An 18,526-nucleotide genomic window follows, 5' to 3' on the forward strand; every position below is an offset into this window, starting at 1 on the left:
GATATTTAATAAAAGACATCTTGCCCTTATAAATTAAATATCCGTTAAAGTGAGATGCCTTGTTCATGAGCAATTTGCGCAATCAGCGCATAAGCAATACTGCCTTTAAAAGGTATTTTTGGCAAATTTGTCAGGTCAAAGAAATCGGCATGTGACAGCTCGTCTTCTTGTATCACGATGTCACCACCCGCATGCGCTGCGCGAAAGCCAAGCATCAAATTAGATGGAAACGGCCAAGGTTGACTGCTGACATAGCGAATATCTTTGAGGCTAATATTCACCTCTTCTGCCACTTCGCGTACCACCGCATGCTCTAAACTTTCACCGACTTCTACAAAACCGGCAATCAAACCATATTGCAGTGCTTGCTGAGGGGTTTTTTGTTGCCCATAACGATGATGGTGCGCCAGTAAAATTTGCATGACACCCGTTTGCGGATTGGGTCGGGTAATAGCGGTAATGATACATGGTTGCACACGTGGATACTGGCGTAAGCGGCAAATAGGACAGACCATCGCACGCTCACCGCGCGCAGCGGGGACGACTGGGGTAGCGCAGCGGCTACAAAACTGCGTGTCTGCTTGCCAGCGTAACAGCTGTATGGCTTGACTAAGTTGGTCAGATAAGGCAAACGGCAGCTCTGTAATAAGCAGACGATAAGCAATAAAAGCATAATCGTCAGTAACTAAAGTATTTTTTTCTTTATTATTGCTTGTTAAACCGCGACTTTCTAACTCAGCATTTTCTAAAATTTTAGGCAACGTAACATGATGTGCTATCGCATAATCATAAGTCATCGCTAAGGTAGCCTTAGCCGTAAAAGCATTAGCATCAACTTCGACCAAACTATCTTTATTTTGACGGCTATCATCGTTAACTAACCACTGGGTCGGCGCTAAGCTTTCAAATAGCGTGACGCGTCCAACTTGATAAGCTGGCTGCGTGTTATGAGTGCCATGAGTGTTTGATACTGTGTTGTCGATATCAGACTGTGGTAACTCAACCTGCATAGGCCACCAGCCATGAGGCGTTTGATGACATAAAATCGTCTCGTCACGAAGTATAAAGGCGTGGCTCATAGGTTCAGTTTCCAAACAATCAAAGACAGACTCGTACCCAAACGGATACAAGTCTGTTTCACATAAACAGTTAAATAATGTTCAAATAAGTAGGCTATTTAATCTACTTATTTAGTACACCAAAATTACGCCGCAAGCAGTTGGCTTAAGCTTTGTTGCCCGACATCTAACGCTTGTTTGCTGACAGGACGATTATGCTCAAAACCATCTAAATGATGGTCAACGGCCATAATGACATCGGCAATATAAGCCAAAGTACCATCATCTAGACGTGCACCACTATTAATACGCTGCTGCAAATAACTTGCCAATTGGCTAAGCATACTGGCGGGCGTTGGCAGCTGTAAAAAGCGCACTGCACCTGACACTTGGCGCAGCATTTCCGGGATGTTTTGAATATTTAATACGTCGCGCTCAGGCTCAGCCAAATAATCCATAATGGCTTGTTCGGCGCTAGCAATCGCAGTACGACTTTCTTGTATCAGCGTATCATAAGCCGTATTAAGCTGATGTAGTGAGATATGCGGATTATTCAAAGGTAAGTAGATTGCCCCTGGGGTATGCATCTCTGCCATGGCGATAGTGGCGTTTTCTGCGTGCATCAAAGCAAGTAATAAATGGTCAAAATCTTCTGGGCTAGGCGCGCGCCATTTTTTCACCGCTTCTGCGGCAGCATTGAGGCTGTTTGCAGCATTTGCCAGACCCAATAACTGAAAAGCTGAACGCAGCTCAGTCAGTTGCTCGGTGATTTGCGAGGTTTGCATATCGACAGGGTTGATAGAATCACCGCGTGCGTAGCTATCGACATTTTCTTTGATGGTGTTGATTTGCGCTTGAATAATGGTGTTTAAGGTATCGGTTAAAGCACGATTGGGTCCAAATAAGAACTGCGCCATTTGTTTGCGCTGTGAGTCTTCCAATTGATTGGCGGCATATAGTTCACGCAGCGTTTGTGCCTCTTTGGTATCGCGCTGGCAAGCAAAGCTGACCAAGTACGCAAAGCGCGTGTCCATAACCGGCAGATAGCTTTGAAATTGCTGCTCTAAATAGATAAGCGTGTGTTTTTGGCTTAAGCTTAGCGGCAAAATGCTGGCAATATCGGTAACGGCAGCGGTGGCTGCTTGCCAAAACAGGCTGTTGGTATTTGCTGCTATCAAGGCGCACGCTGCCGACATCGCATCGAGTTTTTGCTGCTCATCCTCACTTATCCTACCGTCTTGATTTAATAAAGCAACGCCAAGTCCACTACGATAAGCATAAGTTAATAATTCGCTATCAAGATTGAGCTCGTTAAGCGGCTGAAAGTTGCTTTCAGGATTGGCAATAATGACGCTACTATGACCAAACGCGGCAAAATAATCGGCATCGATCGGTGCTGCTTGACCGTGAGCATTGAGTTTATTGATGATAGGCAGGAGTAAAGTCGGCTCTACCGATTCGGTCAGCAAAATAAATTCAATATAACGATCAAGCGTCATAATGGCTTCTGATAAATCCATAATCAAAGCATTATCATTATTATCACGGCTGTCATAAAGTTTTTGCAAGCCATTGACGATGGCGTTACTGAGCACTTCTGCCCCGACCGAAGATATCAGCTGAAAAATACAAGACAGCTGTTTTAGGGCAATAATGGAGTCTAATAATAAAGGCGCTTGGCTATCATCATCATTAAATTCGCCCAAATGAATTTCAGTATCTTTTAAAATAACCTTAATTTCATCGTGCAATAAATGCAGCGATGGTAGGTTAAAATCAGTCACACTCAAGGTCGGGGCGGTTAATTTCATTTGTGTAGAAGGATTCATAGTTGTTTTTTTCCATGACGTACTGATGAAAATAGCAAAGGTTTAGATGAGCATTTGAAAATGTCTATAAATAAGGTTTTAACGCCTATCGGCATAATAATCAAGATTTACTTACTTAACGGTCAGTATAAGGCGTTATGTCCATATAAAAAACCGTTTTAATGACTTATGCTTCACGGATTACACTTTATCTTTAAGCGCAGGATAATCGTCCGCAAGCGACGCATACCAGCTTTGATTGGCGCTCTCGTTACTGCTTGACTCGAGCAATAAAGCCGCCAAATCGGCAAAGTTTGCATGGGCAGTATGTCCGCCATCGGCTTGGGTATCTTCCTCAATCGCCAGCGTGACTTGCCCGCCAGTCATCGCCAGATAAACTTCCGCCAAAATCTCCGAGTCAAGTAACGCGCCGTGGAAAGTACGGTCTTGCTTACCGACATCTAGGCGGCGAACAAGGGCATCTAGGGTGTTTTTTTGCCCCGGATATTGCTGTTTTGCCATCATCAGCGAGTCAGTCACCCGTACGCGCTCAGCAAAGTCGTGCATGCCAACTTTGGCAAACTCCATATTTAAGAAGTTCATATCAAAGCTGGCGTTATGAGCGATGATTTCGGCACCATCCATAAAGTCATACAGCGCCTGAGCCACTTGATCAAAGGTCGGTTTATCGGTTAAAAACGCCTCAGAGATTCCGTGAATACGAATCACTTCCTCATCCATACCGCGCTGCGGGTTGATATAGACGTGCAGTTTCTCGCCGGTAAATTTACGTCCGACTAACTCTACAATACCGACCTCAATAATGCGGTCGCCCTTCATAGGGTCAAGACCTGTGGTCTCCGTATCCATAATGAGCTGGCGGTCAGATTCATAACGGTGGATAGGTTTGGGTAGCAGGGGTATAAAATGCGGATTGGCTCGGCTGGTGTCACCATCGAATGTTGGCACGTCAGTTTCTAGGTTGTTTCCTGACTGGTTTTCTAAGTTGGCGTCTACTTCCGTATCCATATTCGTATCTATATCTGACATAACAGTATTTCTCATGGGTTCACTAGCATTATACTGAGGTTGGTTTTCATATTGATAACGATTTTCTTCGACTAAAATATCATTGCTGATGATCTCATCGTCCTTATTATCGTCTTCTAATAGGTTGCTTTCAGTTGCATCGCTCTCAAATTCTGCCTCAATTTCGTCATCCATCATATCAAAGCCTAATGGATCAAACTTTAACCAATCATCGCTCAGACTCTGTTTATTATCAGCCATCAGTCGGTCTTTTTTTTTAGCCGCATCTTGCAAGCTAGTCGTTTTCAAATCTTCACTGCTAGATGTCACGCCCAAGTTTGCTAGCTCATCCGCTTTTTCATTACCCGCGTGTCCAGCGTGACCTTTCACCCAGTGCCAAGCAACATCGCGCTGCTGGCAAAGCGCGTCTAATTGCTGCCAAAGGTCTTGATTGGCCACCGGTTTTTTGCTGGCCGTTTTCCAGCCGCGTTTTTTCCAGCCTTCAATCCATTCGGTGATACCCTTTTTCACATAGCTTGAGTCTGTCCAAATCTCAAGGATTTGCTCACGCGGACTATGGGTCAATGCTTGTATCGCACCCATCAGCTCCATGCGATTATTGGTGGTTACTTGTTCACCGCCATACAAATCCTGCGTCTGCCCATCGCTAAATATTAAGTGCGCGCCCCAGCCGCCAGCACCTGGATTGCCTTTACAAGCGCCGTCGGTATAGGCAACCGTCGTATTTGCTTTGGCAGCAAGCGGATTGCTCGTATTAAATGAACGCGCTGAAATAGAATTTTCTGACATAAAAAAGTATGAGCCTAATAAGTAATAAACATCGAGCAAAGAGGGTTTCTAGCGTTATCTTTACGCAAGCTAGCGCCGCCTATTTTAGGGTTGAGTATAGCAAATCTTGCTTGTTTATTGTCGCTTATCTATCAGTGACTGCTAGGAATAAAAAGCATAAAAGGGCAAAAGCACATATCATAGCGGTAACGCTGCCGTTTTCTGTTAAAATAGCTGTGATTGTGCGGACATGCCTTAGCACAATAAGCACAATATAAGCTTTTATGTACCAATGCAGGATAAATCGATGATGTCCGTAAGCTCGAATGTTTTGAATAAAGAATTAACGCCCTTAATGGTCGCTCTAATGGCAAGTAGCGCGCTGTTTTTGAGTGCCTGTAATGACAGTAATACGCCAGCTGATGCGAAGAAGGTTGAGGCGCCAGCGGATTTATCCATATTTGCAGGCTGCTACACAGTCAGTCATGATGAGCCGGCGCAAATAAAAGTTAGCCAACAGGGCGGCGGTTGGGTCATGCAAATGAAAGAGCCGGCCAGCGCTAAGCGCGTTTGGGATGACGCTGAACCGTTAGAGGTGCTTGCAAAAAGTGATATCCCGACGTATTTTTCTATCGACCCTGATAATGTCGATGCGGTGATTGGTCGTCCAGATAGAGTGCTGGTGTTGGCGCATGTGAAGCCTGTTTATGCCAATATCGATCCGCTACTAGATAGTGAGTACTTGTCTTACATTTATCGCGGTGCCAATACCATTTATCGCGTCGAATGTGATGACGTTAATACCGATATTTTAGCCAATCCTCACGCCAATATTGTGATTGATAACGTCAATGACAGTATTTGAAATGACAATGCTTTAAACGACAAAGCTTGAAATGACAGTATTTAAAAAGTCCTTATAAATCAGTATTTATGATAAACAACCCTCTAATCAGAGTCGGGCAATATGAATTTTTTTAGTTATGTGGTGTTGGGTGGATTTTGTTACGCGGCCGGTTGGGCAGTAAGAACCTATATTCTCGATAAACAGCCAAAACCTGAGCAGCCTTATCATCTCAAACATCCAACTATCTTAGGATATCTCGGTGCATTTTTCATAATTATGCTGATTGTGTCGTGGCTCATCGGCCGCTATTTACTCGGCCATGTCGCTATTGATTTGCCATTTATTATCATTAATAGCCTTATAGGCACCTTTGTCTACTCGTTTGGTCTAAACCCGGAAAAGCCAAGCTATGATGTGCCTGATTAATAAAAAATTAAAAAGCTGAGTGCTTAAATACATTTAAAATTTTGGTGTAATGGACAAAATTCATGCTAAAAAGTAGAAGGTAGTCGCTAATGGACAAAATTCATGCTATTTGAGAGACTTTGACCCTAAAAAGTCTTTAATAAACCGTAACTTACGGTGCTCATTTAGCCCATGATGACTGTGTAATTTCCGCTTGAGCTCACTGAATAATCCTTCAAGAGAATTGGTGGTATTTGGTATATCTAAATGCCCATACTCTTTGTAAGTGAATAACCAATCACTATTAGTTCTGAGACTACGATAAGCACTTCTAAGACGCTTATGCGTGTACCACGTTCTACTGTTATCGTCATTGGTACTACGTTCATTGAGATAGGCTTCATGAGTTAACAACCAATAATCTAAGTGCTCTATGAAGTCAGCTTTATTAAGCTGTGTTAAGTCTAAAGTGAGCCGTCTAAGCTCAATACTTGCTATGTTCTTAGGGCGACGAGTGAGGTAGCGGGTCACTATTTGCACCTGATGAAAATGGCACATCTGGCAAGGGGTGTGGGTGAATAACGTCCGCAGTCCTCGTCTACCATCACAGGTGATGCTTTGTACATCAACGCCTAACGATACTAGATGATCAACACCTTGCTTGTAGGCACTGTTGGTTTCATGACTCACTATCGCGTAATAAAGTACGGTTCTAGTGGTATTGTCCATAAAGACCATTAAACCAAACTTGCGACCAAAGTAAGTGGTGTCCATGATGATATTAGCAGTCTTTGGTCGCTTAATCTGATACTGGGTACTGACTTTATCTAAGCGTCTTTGAATGGTCTTGAGACTACAGTGATATTTATCAGCCAGCTGTTGGTAGGTCTGTTTTCCCTGAGTGTATTCCGTCCAAAGGGTTTGGTTATTGAGTCTTTTGCCACCTAAAAACTGCCGTCTGCAAGTGAGACATTGATACTGTTGTTTACCAAGCTTGCGTCCGTTCTTCTTAGTGTGTTTAGCACGACAAAAAGGGCAGTTTTTTGATTCATGGCGTTGATTCCTTGCAAATATAGACAGTATATAGCGTTAGACCCTACGCCAGCATGAAAAATGTCCATTACGCCAAAATTTTCTATTTTAGGTCTATAAAAAACACGGTCATTGCATGCGTCATTGACCGTGTTTTTTATGGGATTGCTTACCAGATTATTTATCTGTTTTCTTTAAGCGTTTACTTTTATCCTCTAACTTTTTATCGCTATGCTTTGAAGTTGCGTCTTTCGACGCTGTTTGCTCATTTTTCCAGCTTTTGTATTTTGCCAAATCTTTTTCTATAAGTTTCAGACAAAATCTGAGCACCAAGACGTCATCGATATGACCGATAAAGGGGATAAAGTCAGGAATGATATCGATAGGGTTGATCACGTAAAGCAGGCCAACGACGGCTGCTGAAATGGTTTTATAAGGGATATTGCGATAGTTGCCTTTATAGTAGTCCTTGACTAAGCTCATCAGCAGGAGCAAGTCCTTGGCATAACTCTCAAGACCTTTTTCTTTTTCGAGTTGATCCTTCAGCTTATCTTCTTTACCTAAGATGATTTTAATACTATCGATCAGACTTTTATTGTCTTTCTCTTTTGCACTTTCTTGCTCAGCCATCTTTATAATCCTTTTATATCTATCATTATTGTTTGTTGTTCAACGCGTTTTACTATAGCAAGAGTCGGGTCTGTAGCCAAATAAGACGGCAAGTAACTCTGTATCGTTTTGTTGTCTATTAAAATGCCAAATGCTCCTGACTTAAGCGTTCTATACTGCTCGAGTACTAAATAGTATCCCAACCTGCGTTATAATACGCGCTTTGTTTCAATAATGGTTGCTAGGGTAAGCAGCAATTAAACGGTAAAAAAGGTAGCATCATGACTAAGATATCATCCAAGTTAAATCGTCGCCAGTTTTTACGTCACGTTGGTATTGGTGCCGGAGCAGGGCTTCTAGCGACGCAAAATATCACTCGGGCGTTGGCTACAAATGCTATTGAGCAAGATAGCGGTACGCAGCTTACCAAGGATGATTTACCAACAGCGTTTTCAGATGAGCATTTGTCTTTTAAAGGTGAGGCACAACCAGCGCCAGCAAGATGTATCGTCCCAACGATTGAAACGCGGCTTTTTGCTAGCTCTAATGTCGGTGGTAGTGACGAACGTAATGAGTTGGCGTTAGAGCGTTTAGCCTGCGCGGGTTTTAAAGTGGATAATCCGGCAATTACCAAACGGCAGTATTTGCGCTTTGCGGGTACGGATTCGCAGCGTGCCAGTGACTTGCAAAACATCGCTACGGGTGCGATAAAAGCACCTAAACTGCTACTTGGGGTACGTGGTGGCTACGGTGCAGTGCGAGTATTACCAATGGTGGATTGGTCAACGCTTGGGCGTATTATGAAGGAGCGCGGTACGATACTGGCGGGCTTTAGCGATGTGACGGCGATCCAGTGTGCGCTACTGGCAAAAGGTAGCATGAGCTCGCTTGCGGCGCCAATGCTTTATAGCGAGTTTGGCAAAACCAAACCGGATCAAGTCAGCTGTCGCCAATTTGTAGAAGCATTAACCAATTCTAATTTGACGATTAATATAGCAGATGCGTCTTTAACCAGTGTAAATTTACCCAGTATTTTGACAAATTCTGAGCCAAAAACTCTAACCGGTACTATGTGGGGTGGGAATCTAAGCGTGTTATCGGCGTTGGCAGGTAGTGAGTATTTGCCACGGATCAAAGATGGTATCGTATTTTTAGAAGACGTCGGCGAGCAAGCTTACCGCATCGAGCGCATGCTCTATGATTTGTATTTGGCAGGGGTGTTTAAAGGTCAGCAAGCGATTGTATTCGGTGCGTTATCGGGTAGCGGTGAGGACAGTTATGATAAGCGTTATGATGTCGCCACCGTGATTCGTCAATTGCATCAGCTAACAGGATTGCCGATTTATAGCGGCATGCGCTTTGGTCATATTGCCCAAAAACACAGCTTTCCACTGGGAGCGACGTGTCAGATAAGCACAAATACTGCGGGCGGCTATCAATTGATGTTTAGCGACTATCCAACGATTAAAGCAGATGCCATTCTTGTCGAAGGCTTGTGGCAATAAAAATTAGGTCTATAGTTGAATCCAAATAAATCAGATACGTAGCTATCAAGTCGCTTAATGAAACGTTGTTTTTCTTGCGTGCTGTGCCTACGCCGACAGAGGCTGCAAAAAACAACGTTTCATCTCGCTGTATCGTTTTTATATCGAATGAATGATATAAAAATTGTTGCTGTGATAAATTTATTGCAGCCACGTATGACTTCTAAAAAGTCTACTATCAAGTTAAATCGCCAATCGCGAAAACTTATCCTGATATTCTTTTGGGGTCAGCTCAGTCGCGCGTTTAAACAGCCGCGTAAATGAGGAGATATCATCGTAGCCAACTTGCTCCGCGAGTGATTTAATCGTCACATCGCCCAATTCTAATAAACGCTTTGCCTGCTCAATGCGCACTGCTTGAATATACTCAATCGGGCGCATCGCCACGCAGGATTGAAAGCGTCTATTCAGTGTGCGCGGGGTGATATTGACCATCGCTGCCAAGCCGCTAACTTGAATGGGTTGTTTGAAGTTTTCCTCAATAAACTCTTGTACTTGCTGAACCAGCTGGTCTGCATGCGGTTTATGCAATGTCACATTAGTATAGCTGTTTTGATTACCGCGTTTACTATCAATAATCTGAGTTTTTGCCACTTGGGTAGAAATTTCACGCCCGCAATAACGCTCGATTAACAATAATCCCAAGTCATAAAAGGCGCTACCGCCTGCCGCACAAAATATATTGCCCGATTGTTCTTTTGACTGGCTTTTTGATTGAGTGACAAATTGGTTTTCTTGCAAATCAACCAGTGGAAAATCTGCCTTAAACTTACTGGCATAACCCCAATGGGTGGTAGCTACTTTGCCATCGAGCAAGCCTGCTTTTGCTAAAAAGAACGCGCCGCTACAGTTACTAGCGATATCGGCTTTGGTATTTGCCAGTCGCTGCAAATGCGGAATTAGAGCGTTATTTTGGCTCAAGACTTTATCGATGGAATCGCCAATGGTTGGAATTAATAGTAAGTCGCACTCTGTGACTTCCTGAATATCGCTATGCGCTTGCATGATTAAGCGGTTGCTACATCTGATATCAACGCCACCAAGACTGGCAATTTGTACGTTAAACCTTGGTTCTACCTCTTCATTCAAAAACCGCTGCCAACTCACTCCGGTAAAAGAAAATAAATCTAATGCGCCTGTCAAAGCGCTGCCGAGCACGCCATCGAAACCGACAATGATGACGTTAAAGGGTTTGAAGTAGGGCATGGCTACGTAATTTCCTTTCAAAATACTTATTAAAAATGACGTTTCTTGACGAGGTTTTTCTAATTTAACACATGAGTTTTGTCGTATTTGACCATAATTATGTCATAAATGACAATACGGTAAGGCGTTAAATTAGATTAATATCAATGCATCACTTGTTCATCACCGCTTATTTATCATTATCATAATAGGGAAATGACTATGGCCGCAGATACACTGATCAATGACTTTGAATTACCGTTCCAATTATATGATGTACTGAACGCAGAAAATTTAACCGAGCATCCAAAATTTGCAGAGCACAGCCGCGAAACCTTCGACGCCGTACTCGACACCGCTAATAAAGTTGCCACTGATTTGTTTTTGCCGCACAACCATGTGGCCGATAAGAACGAGCCGCAGTTTGATGGCAAAAAAGTCAGCATGATAGACGATGTCAAAGTCGCTTTTGACGCCTTTCGCGAGTCGGGCTTTATCGCGGGTCGTTATAGCTTTGATGACGGCGGCATGCAGTTACCTGAAACCGTGATGACCGCAGTGGCAGGCTATTTTATGGCGGCCAATCCATCAACCACCGCTTATCCATTTTTAACCACGGCGGCGATTAATGTTATCTCACATTTCGCCAGTGATGAGATTAAAAATGCCTTTATGCCGCGTATGTTAACCGGTGAATTTACCGGCACCATGGCATTGACTGAGCCACATGCTGGCTCATCGCTTGCCGATATCAAAACTACCGCCGTGAAACAAGAAGACGGATCATACCGTATCAAAGGCAGCAAGATTTATATCTCAGCGGGCGATCACGAACTGTCTGACAATATTGTGCATTTGGTACTAGCTAAAGTACCGGGCGGTCCTGCTGGCGTCAAAGGCATCTCTTTATTTGCGGTACCCAAGTATCGACTCAATGATGACTTATCAGTTGGCGAGCGTAATGACGTGCATTTAACAGGTCTTATTCATAAGCTTGGCTATCGCGGTGCTACGTCTACGGCACTAAGCTTTGGTGATGCAGGTGAATGTCACGGCTATTTGATCGGTGAAGAGCATTTTGGTCTGCGCTATATGTTTAAAATGATGAACGAAGCGCGTATTGCGGTTGGTTTTGGTGCAGCGATGATTGGCTATCGCGGTTATCAATATTCGCTCGATTATGCCAAAGATAGAACGCAAGGTAGAATTGCGCCTAATAATAAGCCCGAAGATGCGGCAACGGCAATCATTCAGCATGGTGATGTCAAACGTATGCTCCTTGCGCAAAAAGCCTATAGCGAGGGCGGTATTTCACTCTGTCTATATGGCTCAAATCTCATTGACCGTATCAATACCTGTGAAGATGATACGCTAAAAAACGAGCTATCAGAATTATTGGATTTATTAACGCCAGTACTCAAAGCATGGCCGTCAGAGTATGGGCCAAAAGCCAATGATCTAGGCATTCAAGTATTGGGCGGCGCAGGCTATACACGTGAATATCAAGCCGAGCAGTTTTGGCGTGATAACCGTCTCAATCCCATTCATGAAGGCACAAATGGTGTGCAAGCGTTAGATTTATCATTCCGTAAGTTATGGCAAAATAAAGGGCTTGGCATCCAAATTCTAAAACGTGAAATCACCCAAGATTTAGAGAATATCCGCACACCCGAAACCGCCAAACTTGCCGGTAAATTGATGCCTTATATGGGTCATTTACATGAAGTGCTCGTGCATTTAAGCAAGGTTTTACAGACTGAAAAAGCCATCACGTTGACGGGGAACGCGCAAGCCTTGATGAATATCTTTGCCTCTATCGTAGTCAGCTGGATTTGGATTCGCCAAGCAAGTAAAGCGGAACAATTATTAAGCGCAATTAACAACAGTGATACCTCAGACGCTGAAAAGCAAAACTTTTATCACGGCAAAATCCAGGCGGCCAAATACTTTATCGACTGGGAGTTGCCACTAATCAATCGCGATATCGAGCTGTTAAATAATGACAATGCAGTATGTACCGATATGCAAGCAGAGTGGTTTTAATCGATTTTGCATCATGTTTGGTATGAATAATAAATACAACGTTAAAGGAATAAATGATGACAGCTGATAACAAACAGATTAATAAGCAGTGGCGCTTAAAAGCAAGACCAATTGGCGCACCAAGTGCCGATACGTGGGAATATACCGAGACAGAACTACCGACTATCGCAGATGGTGAGCTGCTAATAAAAATTGAGTATATTTCGATAGATCCGGCGATGCGTGGTTGGCTGAACGATGCCAAGTCTTATATACCGCCCGTACAGATTGGCGAGGTAATGCGTGCAGGAACGGTGGGTAAAGTCATCGACAGTAAACATGAAAAGTTCGCCGTCGGTGACTATGTCGTAGGTCACAATGGCGTGCAGTCGTATGCAGTCAGCGATGGCACAGGGCTACATAAAATCGATCCAAACCTTGCGCCATTGTCTTATTACTTAGGCGTGCTCGGTATGCCGGGTATGACGGGCTATTTTGGCTTATTAAAAACCGGCGCACCAACAGCAGGTGAAACCGTCGTCATCTCTGGCGCGGCGGGCGCGGTTGGTAGCTTGGTTGGACAAATTGCCAAACTCAAAGGATGCCGCGTCGTCGGTATCGCAGGCGGTCCTGAGAAATGTAAATTTTTAGTCGATGAGCTGGGTTTTGATGCGGCAATCGACTATAAAAACGAAAATGTGAAAAAAGGCTTAAAGCAGGCCTGTCCAAACGGCGTCGATGTCTTCTTTGACAACGTCGGCGGCGATATTTTAAATGACGTGCTGACGCAAATTAATTTGCATGCGCGTATTGTGATTTGCGGTGCGATTAGCCAATATAACGCCACCACAGAGGTCAAAGGACCATCGAACTATCTGTCACTGTTGGTCAACCGTGCGCGTATGGAAGGCATCGTGGTCTTTGATAATATCAAAGAGTATCCGACGGCGATGAAAGATATCGCTGGCTGGATTGGGTCAGGCGACATTAAAGTAAAAGACCATATCGTCAAAGGTATCGAGACGTTCCCAGATACCTTGATGATGCTCTTTAAAGGTGAAAATTTCGGCAAACTGGTACTTAAGGTAGAGGGATAAATCATGACATTGAATACAAATGGAATTGCATCAGACGTCACTGGTAAACGTATTTTAATCACCGGCGGCGCGTCTGGCATTGGCGCTGCCAGTGCGCTACTGCTCGCCAGTCGCGGTGCGAAAGTCGTCATTGGCGATTTGGCAGAAGAGATGGGCGCAGCCGTTGCTCAGCAAGGGCAAAACGCGGGCAATAGCATCGTCTTTAAAAAAGTCGATGTGACGAGTGGCGATGAAGTGCGTGCGCTCTTTGCCTTTGCTATGGAAACATTGAGCGGCCTTGATGTGGTGATAAATAATGCCGGTATTGACCATAAACCGGCGCCGATGCATGAGCTAAGTGACGAGGACTTTGACCGTAATATTGCCGTTAACCTAAAAGGCGTCTGGCATTGTATGCGCGCCGCTGTTGCTTGTATGGCGCCCAATGGCGGCGGTCATGTGATTAATGTGGCGTCTATCGCAGGTTTACGTTCAGCGCCGCTACTGTCAGCTTATAGCGCTGCGAAACATGGCGTCATGGGGCTGACTAAATCTGCTGCTCATGAATATGCCCGCGTTAATATCCGCTTTAACGCCGTATGTCCAAGCTTTATCGATACGCCGATGGTGCGTAATACCATGGCAAAAATGGACGAGCGCGCCCAGCAAGCCACCATAAAAGCCAGTCCAATGCGCCGTTTGGGAGATGTCGATGAAGTATCTGGCGCCATTGCATGGCTGGCGAGTGATGAAAGTAGCTTTATGAATGGTCATGCCTTTACCCTTGATGGCGGCATGTTGGCTTAACATCAAAAGTATTTATTAAAATATTTAAAAATATAAGGAATAATGATGAAAGATTTATTTGATTTAACAGGCAAGATTGCTTTGGTTACCGGTGCTAGCCGTGGTATTGGCGAATCTATCGCCCGTCTTTTGGCATCAAGAGGCGCGCATGTGATTGTCTCTAGCCGAAAAATTGACGCATGCCAAGCGGTCGCGGATAGCATCAAAGCTGACGGTCATAAAGCCAGTGCCTTTGCTTGCCATGTCGGTGATATGGCGCAGATTGATGCGATTTTTGAGCATATCAAAAGCGAATTCGGTCAAATTGATATCTTAGTCAATAATGCCGCGGCAAACCCTTACTATGGCCATATTCTAGATACCGATTTAGCCGCTTTTGATAAAACTGTGGAAGTCAATATTCGTGGTTATTTCTTTATGTCGACGGCAGCGGGGAAAATGATGCGCGAGCAGGGCGGCGGGGTGATTTTAAATACGGCCTCGGTCAATGGCTTGGTCGCAGGTGACAAGCAAGGTATCTATTCAATTACTAAAGCGGCGGTGATTAGCATGACCAAAGCCTTTGCCAAAGAATGCGGTCCATTAAATATTCGCGTTAATGCGCTGCTGCCAGGGTTGACCGATACTAAGTTCGCCTCTGCTTTAACGACTAATGATAAAGTCTTAAAAATGGCGCTACATGCGATTCCTTTAGGTCGCGTCGCCGATCCAGACGAAATGGCGGGCACGGTATTGTATCTAGTGTCTGATGCTTCAAGTTATACGACGGGCGCAACCGTGGTCGTCGATGGTGGTATGTTGGCTTAGTTAGCAAGCAATGCATGTTTAAAAAACCGATGTTTAAAAATAGAAAACCGCATGACTTTCATAGTGATGCGGTTTTTTTATACCGATGTTTTTATTAAGCTATTTTTATATTCTACATTAATACTAAGTCAATAAAAAAGGTGCGGTACGACTCTCTTTGGATTTTGCCACCTCTTTAGGCGTACCTTCTGCGACAATAAGCCCACCTTCATCGCCAGCACCCGGGCCCATATCGATAATCCAATCGCTGTTGCTCGCAACTTGCATATCGTGCTCAACCATAATCACCGTATTACCAGTTGCGACCAGCCCGTTTAACTGTGCCATCAGCAGCGCGACATCAGAAGGATGGAGGCCAGTCGTTGGTTCATCGAGCACATACAGCGTATCGCCGCGCTGGGTACGCTGCAGTTCGGTAGCAAGCTTGATGCGCTGTGCTTCGCCACCAGACAACTCGGTCGCTGGTTGCCCAAGTCGTAGATAGCCAAGCCCAACTTTTAGCAAGGCATCTAAGGCGCGCATGATTGGAGCATCATCAATAAAAAATTCAGCAGCGGCTTCGACTGTCAAATCGAGTACTTCAGCGATGTTTTTACCTTGATAAGTAATTTCTAAGGTTTCGTCATTGTAGCGCTGACCATGGCACACTTGGCAAGGCGAGTAAACACTTGGCAGAAATAGCAGCTCAACGCTGACAAAACCGACGCCTTCGCAATTTGGGCAACGGCCTTTTTTAACGTTAAACGAGAAACGTCCCGCATCATAGTGCCTTGCTTTTGCTTCTTTGGTGGCGGCAAATAATTTGCGCACATGGTCGAACAGTCCGGTATAAGTGGCCAGATTCGAGCGCGGTGTGCGCCCGATGGCTTTTTGGTCAACGGTGACTAAGCGCTTGATGTGCTCCATACCACTGACTATCTCTCCGCCTATTGGCGTTTCTTGTTCTTGCTCCAGTAAAGCCGCTTCATCGGTGGGCGCTTCAATCACGGTTTTTTGCCCAAGCGCATTGTAGACCAATTCAACCAACGCTTGACTGACCAAACTCGATTTTCCCGAACCTGAAACCCCCGTTACTGTGGTTAATACCCCTAAAGGAAATGCCACATCTAACCCTTGTAAGTTATTACACTCGATATTGGCAAGTTTTAGCCAATGAGTAGGTTGTCTTGGTTGCTCGGTTTTTAACTTTTGAGTTGCTGTGTTTTTACTAAAGAGATATTGCCCTGTGTAAGAAATAGATACATCTCGCAATCCTTCGACAGGGCCGCTATAGATGACTTCACCGCCATGACTGCCCGCTTTTGGTCCGACATCGACTATCCAATCGGCGTGGCGAATGACGCTGACATCATGCTCGACAATGAATAATGAATTACCCGCCGCTACCAGTTCATCTAGAGCGCCTAATAGCGCCTGTGTATCAGCAGGATGCAGGCCAGCGGACGGTTCATCGAGTACATAAACCACGCCAAATAGCTTAGAGCGAATTTGGGTGCCAAGTCTTAGGCGCTGTAGCTCACCGGGCGATAGGGTAGGCGTGGTACGTTCAAGCGATAAGTAACCTAGCCCAAGTCTGGTTAACGCTTCTACACGCGATAAAATATCGCTGGAAATACGCTTGGCGACGATGGCTTTTTCACGGTCGGGCATATCATCGCTGAGTTTTTTATTGGCAGCGTCGTTAAGTTTTAGCGCCAGTTCAGTCAAGGTTAATTGTGACAACTCGCCAATATCAAGCCCTGCAAATTTAACCGACAGCGATTCTTGTTTTAACTTTTTGCCATGGCAGCTTGGGCATTCTGAGATTTGCATAAACTGTGCCACACGTTTTTTGGTACGTAGACTTTGAGTGGTGGCAAAAGAGTGCAAAACGAAATTTTTTGCACTGGCATAGGTGCCTTTATAATTGGGTTTTTCACCTTTTTTAATCGCCTCGCGTACTTGCTCGAGATTGTATTCTGGGTAAACCGGCACTTCTGGCGTTTCATCGGTAAATAAAATCCAATCGCGGGTTTCTTTGGGTAAGGTGTTCCAAGGTTTATCGATATCGTAGCCCAATGTGGTCAATATCCGGCTCAGATTTTGCCCTTGCCACGCTGGTGGCCAAGCAGCAATGGCGCGTTCTCGAATGGTTTTCGTTTTGTCAGGTACGAGCAGATCTTCTGTGACCTCAAATATGCGGCCAATACCTGAGCAAGTAGGGCAAGCACCTTCTGGCGTATTTGGCGAGAAGGCATCGGCGTACAGCATATCTTGCCCAGCAGGGTATTCGCCCGCTCGCGAGTACAGCATACGTAGACCATTTGAAATCGTCGTCACGCTACCAACCGATGAACGTACTGACGGCGTACCGCGTTGTTGTTGCAGGGCGACGGCTGGTGGTAAGCCTTCTATTGAATCGACATCAGGCTCGCCAACTTGGTCAATCAAGCGCCGCGCATAAGGCGATACCGAATCAAGGTAGCGGCGTTGCGACTCAGCAAACAAGGTACCAAATGCCAGTGACGATTTGCCTGAGCCTGATATACCGGTAAAAACCACCAGTGCATTACGCGGTAAATCTACATCGACATTTTTGAGATTATGCACCCGCGCGCCCCTGACTTGAATGCTTTCATCAGCGGTAAGGTTGTGATTTTTGAAAGAGGTATTAGATTTTTTATGATTAGATTTCTTATGATTGGTTGTCATACAACGCTTATTCCTTTGACTAAAAACGGCTTGTTAACGCTTTGGTTCAACAATACCGTGTCTGTTTAATACGGTGTTCGTTTAATATCGTATCTGCTTAATGTCATCCTACCACCTTAAAATCAAATCACTGCGCAGGCTTACGCTTTATAGACAGAGGATAGACACAGTAACGTCAAACGATAACATTTATAAGGTTTACCCGACAAATTGCGGATTATAGAGGTTAAGAAATATGACGTTTTGACCGCTATTAAGCGGGCAAGTAGCGTGTTAACTGCGAATGCTTTATCATTAACCTTATCTATCAATCATTTATAAAAGTGTTTTATGATTTTTATCAGCAATACCATTAGCCTGAATGACAGCGAAGTAGACATTAGCGCTATACGTGCGCAAGGGGCAGGCGGGCAAAACGTCAATAAAGTGTCCTCTGCGATTCATCTGCGTTTTGATATTCATGCTTCAAGCTTGAGCGATGTCATTAAGCAGCGCTTATTGGACAGTAAAGACAGCCGAATCACCAAAGAAGGCGTACTTATTATTAAAGCGCAGCAGTTTCGTACCCAAGAACGTAATCGAATTGATGCGCTTGAGCGGCTGCAAAGCTTTATTATTCAAGCCAATCATGTCAATAAAACTCGCAGGCCGACCAAACCTAGTAGAAATGCCAAACGTAAACGCGTTGATGAAAAAACCCAGCGCGGCAAAACAAAAGCCTTGCGCGGTAAAGTGGATTATTAAATAAACGGCTTACTCGGTATTTTAAATAAACCAAATAGCAAAATGCCAGCCCATTTAAGTGGCTGGCATTTTT

15 protein-coding genes are annotated in these 18,526 nt (G+C 44.5%); 8 read left to right on the plus strand and 7 right to left on the minus strand.

Going from position 1 to position 18,526, the window contains the following annotated elements:
• Positions 1-44: 44 nt before the first annotated feature.
• The 3 genes from nudC to dnaQ form a co-directional block, all read right to left on the minus strand.
• A complete protein-coding gene (gene nudC / locus AB8P72_RS04605; protein ID WP_305935421.1) occupies positions 45-1,079 on the minus strand; it encodes an NAD(+) diphosphatase in 1,035 nt (344 codons plus the stop codon).
• Between the two features lie 125 nt (positions 1,080-1,204).
• Complete coding sequence (locus AB8P72_RS04610; RefSeq protein ID WP_305935420.1) at positions 1,205-2,887, minus strand: hypothetical protein; 1,683 nt, start codon at positions 2,885-2,887, stop codon at positions 1,205-1,207.
• A gap of 180 nt (positions 2,888-3,067) precedes the next feature.
• On the minus strand, positions 3,068-4,705 hold the full coding sequence (gene dnaQ, locus AB8P72_RS04615) for a DNA polymerase III subunit epsilon (RefSeq protein WP_305935419.1): 1,638 nt from the start codon (positions 4,703-4,705) through the stop codon (positions 3,068-3,070).
• A gap of 286 nt (positions 4,706-4,991) precedes the next feature.
• On the opposite strand from dnaQ, the gene AB8P72_RS04620 reads away from it, so the two are divergent.
• Positions 4,992-5,549 (plus strand): hypothetical protein, encoded by a 558-nt coding sequence (locus tag AB8P72_RS04620; protein ID WP_305935418.1) that lies wholly within the window; start codon positions 4,992-4,994, stop codon positions 5,547-5,549.
• Positions 5,550-5,651: 102 nt separating this feature from the next.
• A complete protein-coding gene (locus AB8P72_RS04625) occupies positions 5,652-5,957 on the plus strand; it encodes a hypothetical protein (protein WP_144297070.1) in 306 nt (101 codons plus the stop codon).
• Positions 5,958-6,062: 105 nt separating this feature from the next.
• On the opposite strand, the gene AB8P72_RS04630 is transcribed toward AB8P72_RS04625, so the two are convergent.
• Together AB8P72_RS04630 and AB8P72_RS04635 are read right to left on the minus strand one after the other, a co-directional pair.
• Complete coding sequence (locus tag AB8P72_RS04630; RefSeq protein WP_369958092.1) at positions 6,063-6,710, minus strand: hypothetical protein; 648 nt, start codon at positions 6,708-6,710, stop codon at positions 6,063-6,065.
• 435 nt (positions 6,711-7,145) lie between these two features.
• Entirely contained in the window at positions 7,146-7,598 is a 453-nt protein-coding gene (locus AB8P72_RS04635; protein WP_305935417.1) for a YkvA family protein, read from the minus strand.
• A 260-nt stretch (positions 7,599-7,858) separates the two neighbouring features.
• On the opposite strand from AB8P72_RS04635, the gene AB8P72_RS04640 reads away from it, so the two are divergent.
• Positions 7,859-9,082 carry an LD-carboxypeptidase gene (locus AB8P72_RS04640; RefSeq protein WP_369958093.1) on the plus strand — a complete coding sequence of 408 codons (1,224 nt, stop codon included), beginning with the start codon at positions 7,859-7,861 and terminating at the stop codon, positions 9,080-9,082.
• Between the two features lie 222 nt (positions 9,083-9,304).
• On the opposite strand, the gene AB8P72_RS04645 is transcribed toward AB8P72_RS04640, so the two are convergent.
• Positions 9,305-10,327 carry a GlxA family transcriptional regulator gene (locus AB8P72_RS04645; RefSeq protein WP_305935415.1) on the minus strand — a complete coding sequence of 341 codons (1,023 nt, stop codon included), beginning with the start codon at positions 10,325-10,327 and terminating at the stop codon, positions 9,305-9,307.
• A gap of 201 nt (positions 10,328-10,528) precedes the next feature.
• On the opposite strand from AB8P72_RS04645, the gene AB8P72_RS04650 reads away from it, so the two are divergent.
• The 4 genes from AB8P72_RS04650 to AB8P72_RS04665 are packed head-to-tail and all read left to right on the plus strand — an operon-like array spanning position 10,529 to position 15,018.
• A complete protein-coding gene (locus AB8P72_RS04650) occupies positions 10,529-12,349 on the plus strand; it encodes an acyl-CoA dehydrogenase (RefSeq protein WP_305935414.1) in 1,821 nt (606 codons plus the stop codon).
• Positions 12,350-12,405: 56 nt separating this feature from the next.
• On the plus strand, positions 12,406-13,425 hold the full coding sequence (locus tag AB8P72_RS04655) for an NADP-dependent oxidoreductase (RefSeq protein ID WP_369958094.1): 1,020 nt from the start codon (positions 12,406-12,408) through the stop codon (positions 13,423-13,425).
• A gap of 3 nt (positions 13,426-13,428) precedes the next feature.
• Positions 13,429-14,211, plus strand: coding sequence for an SDR family NAD(P)-dependent oxidoreductase (locus AB8P72_RS04660; RefSeq protein WP_305935412.1), 783 nt, complete (start codon positions 13,429-13,431; stop codon positions 14,209-14,211).
• A 42-nt stretch (positions 14,212-14,253) separates the two neighbouring features.
• Positions 14,254-15,018 carry an SDR family oxidoreductase gene (locus AB8P72_RS04665; RefSeq protein WP_305935411.1) on the plus strand — a complete coding sequence of 255 codons (765 nt, stop codon included), beginning with the start codon at positions 14,254-14,256 and terminating at the stop codon, positions 15,016-15,018.
• A gap of 123 nt (positions 15,019-15,141) precedes the next feature.
• Here AB8P72_RS04665 and uvrA read toward each other — a convergent pair whose 3' ends face one another.
• Positions 15,142-17,709: an excinuclease ABC subunit UvrA gene (uvrA, locus tag AB8P72_RS04670; protein WP_369958095.1), complete on the minus strand. Its 2,568-nt coding sequence runs from the start codon at positions 17,707-17,709 to the stop codon at positions 15,142-15,144.
• A gap of 330 nt (positions 17,710-18,039) precedes the next feature.
• Here uvrA and arfB point away from each other — a divergent pair, with 330 nt between their 5' ends.
• Positions 18,040-18,453, plus strand: a complete 414-nt coding sequence (gene arfB, locus AB8P72_RS04675) for an alternative ribosome rescue aminoacyl-tRNA hydrolase ArfB (protein WP_305935409.1) — start codon at positions 18,040-18,042, stop codon at positions 18,451-18,453.
• The last annotated feature ends 73 nt before the right edge of the window (positions 18,454-18,526 follow it).

It is taken from the genome of Psychrobacter sp. CLB018, from assembly GCF_041222815.1.
GTDB classification, from domain to species: domain Bacteria; phylum Pseudomonadota; class Gammaproteobacteria; order Pseudomonadales; family Moraxellaceae; genus Psychrobacter; species Psychrobacter faecalis.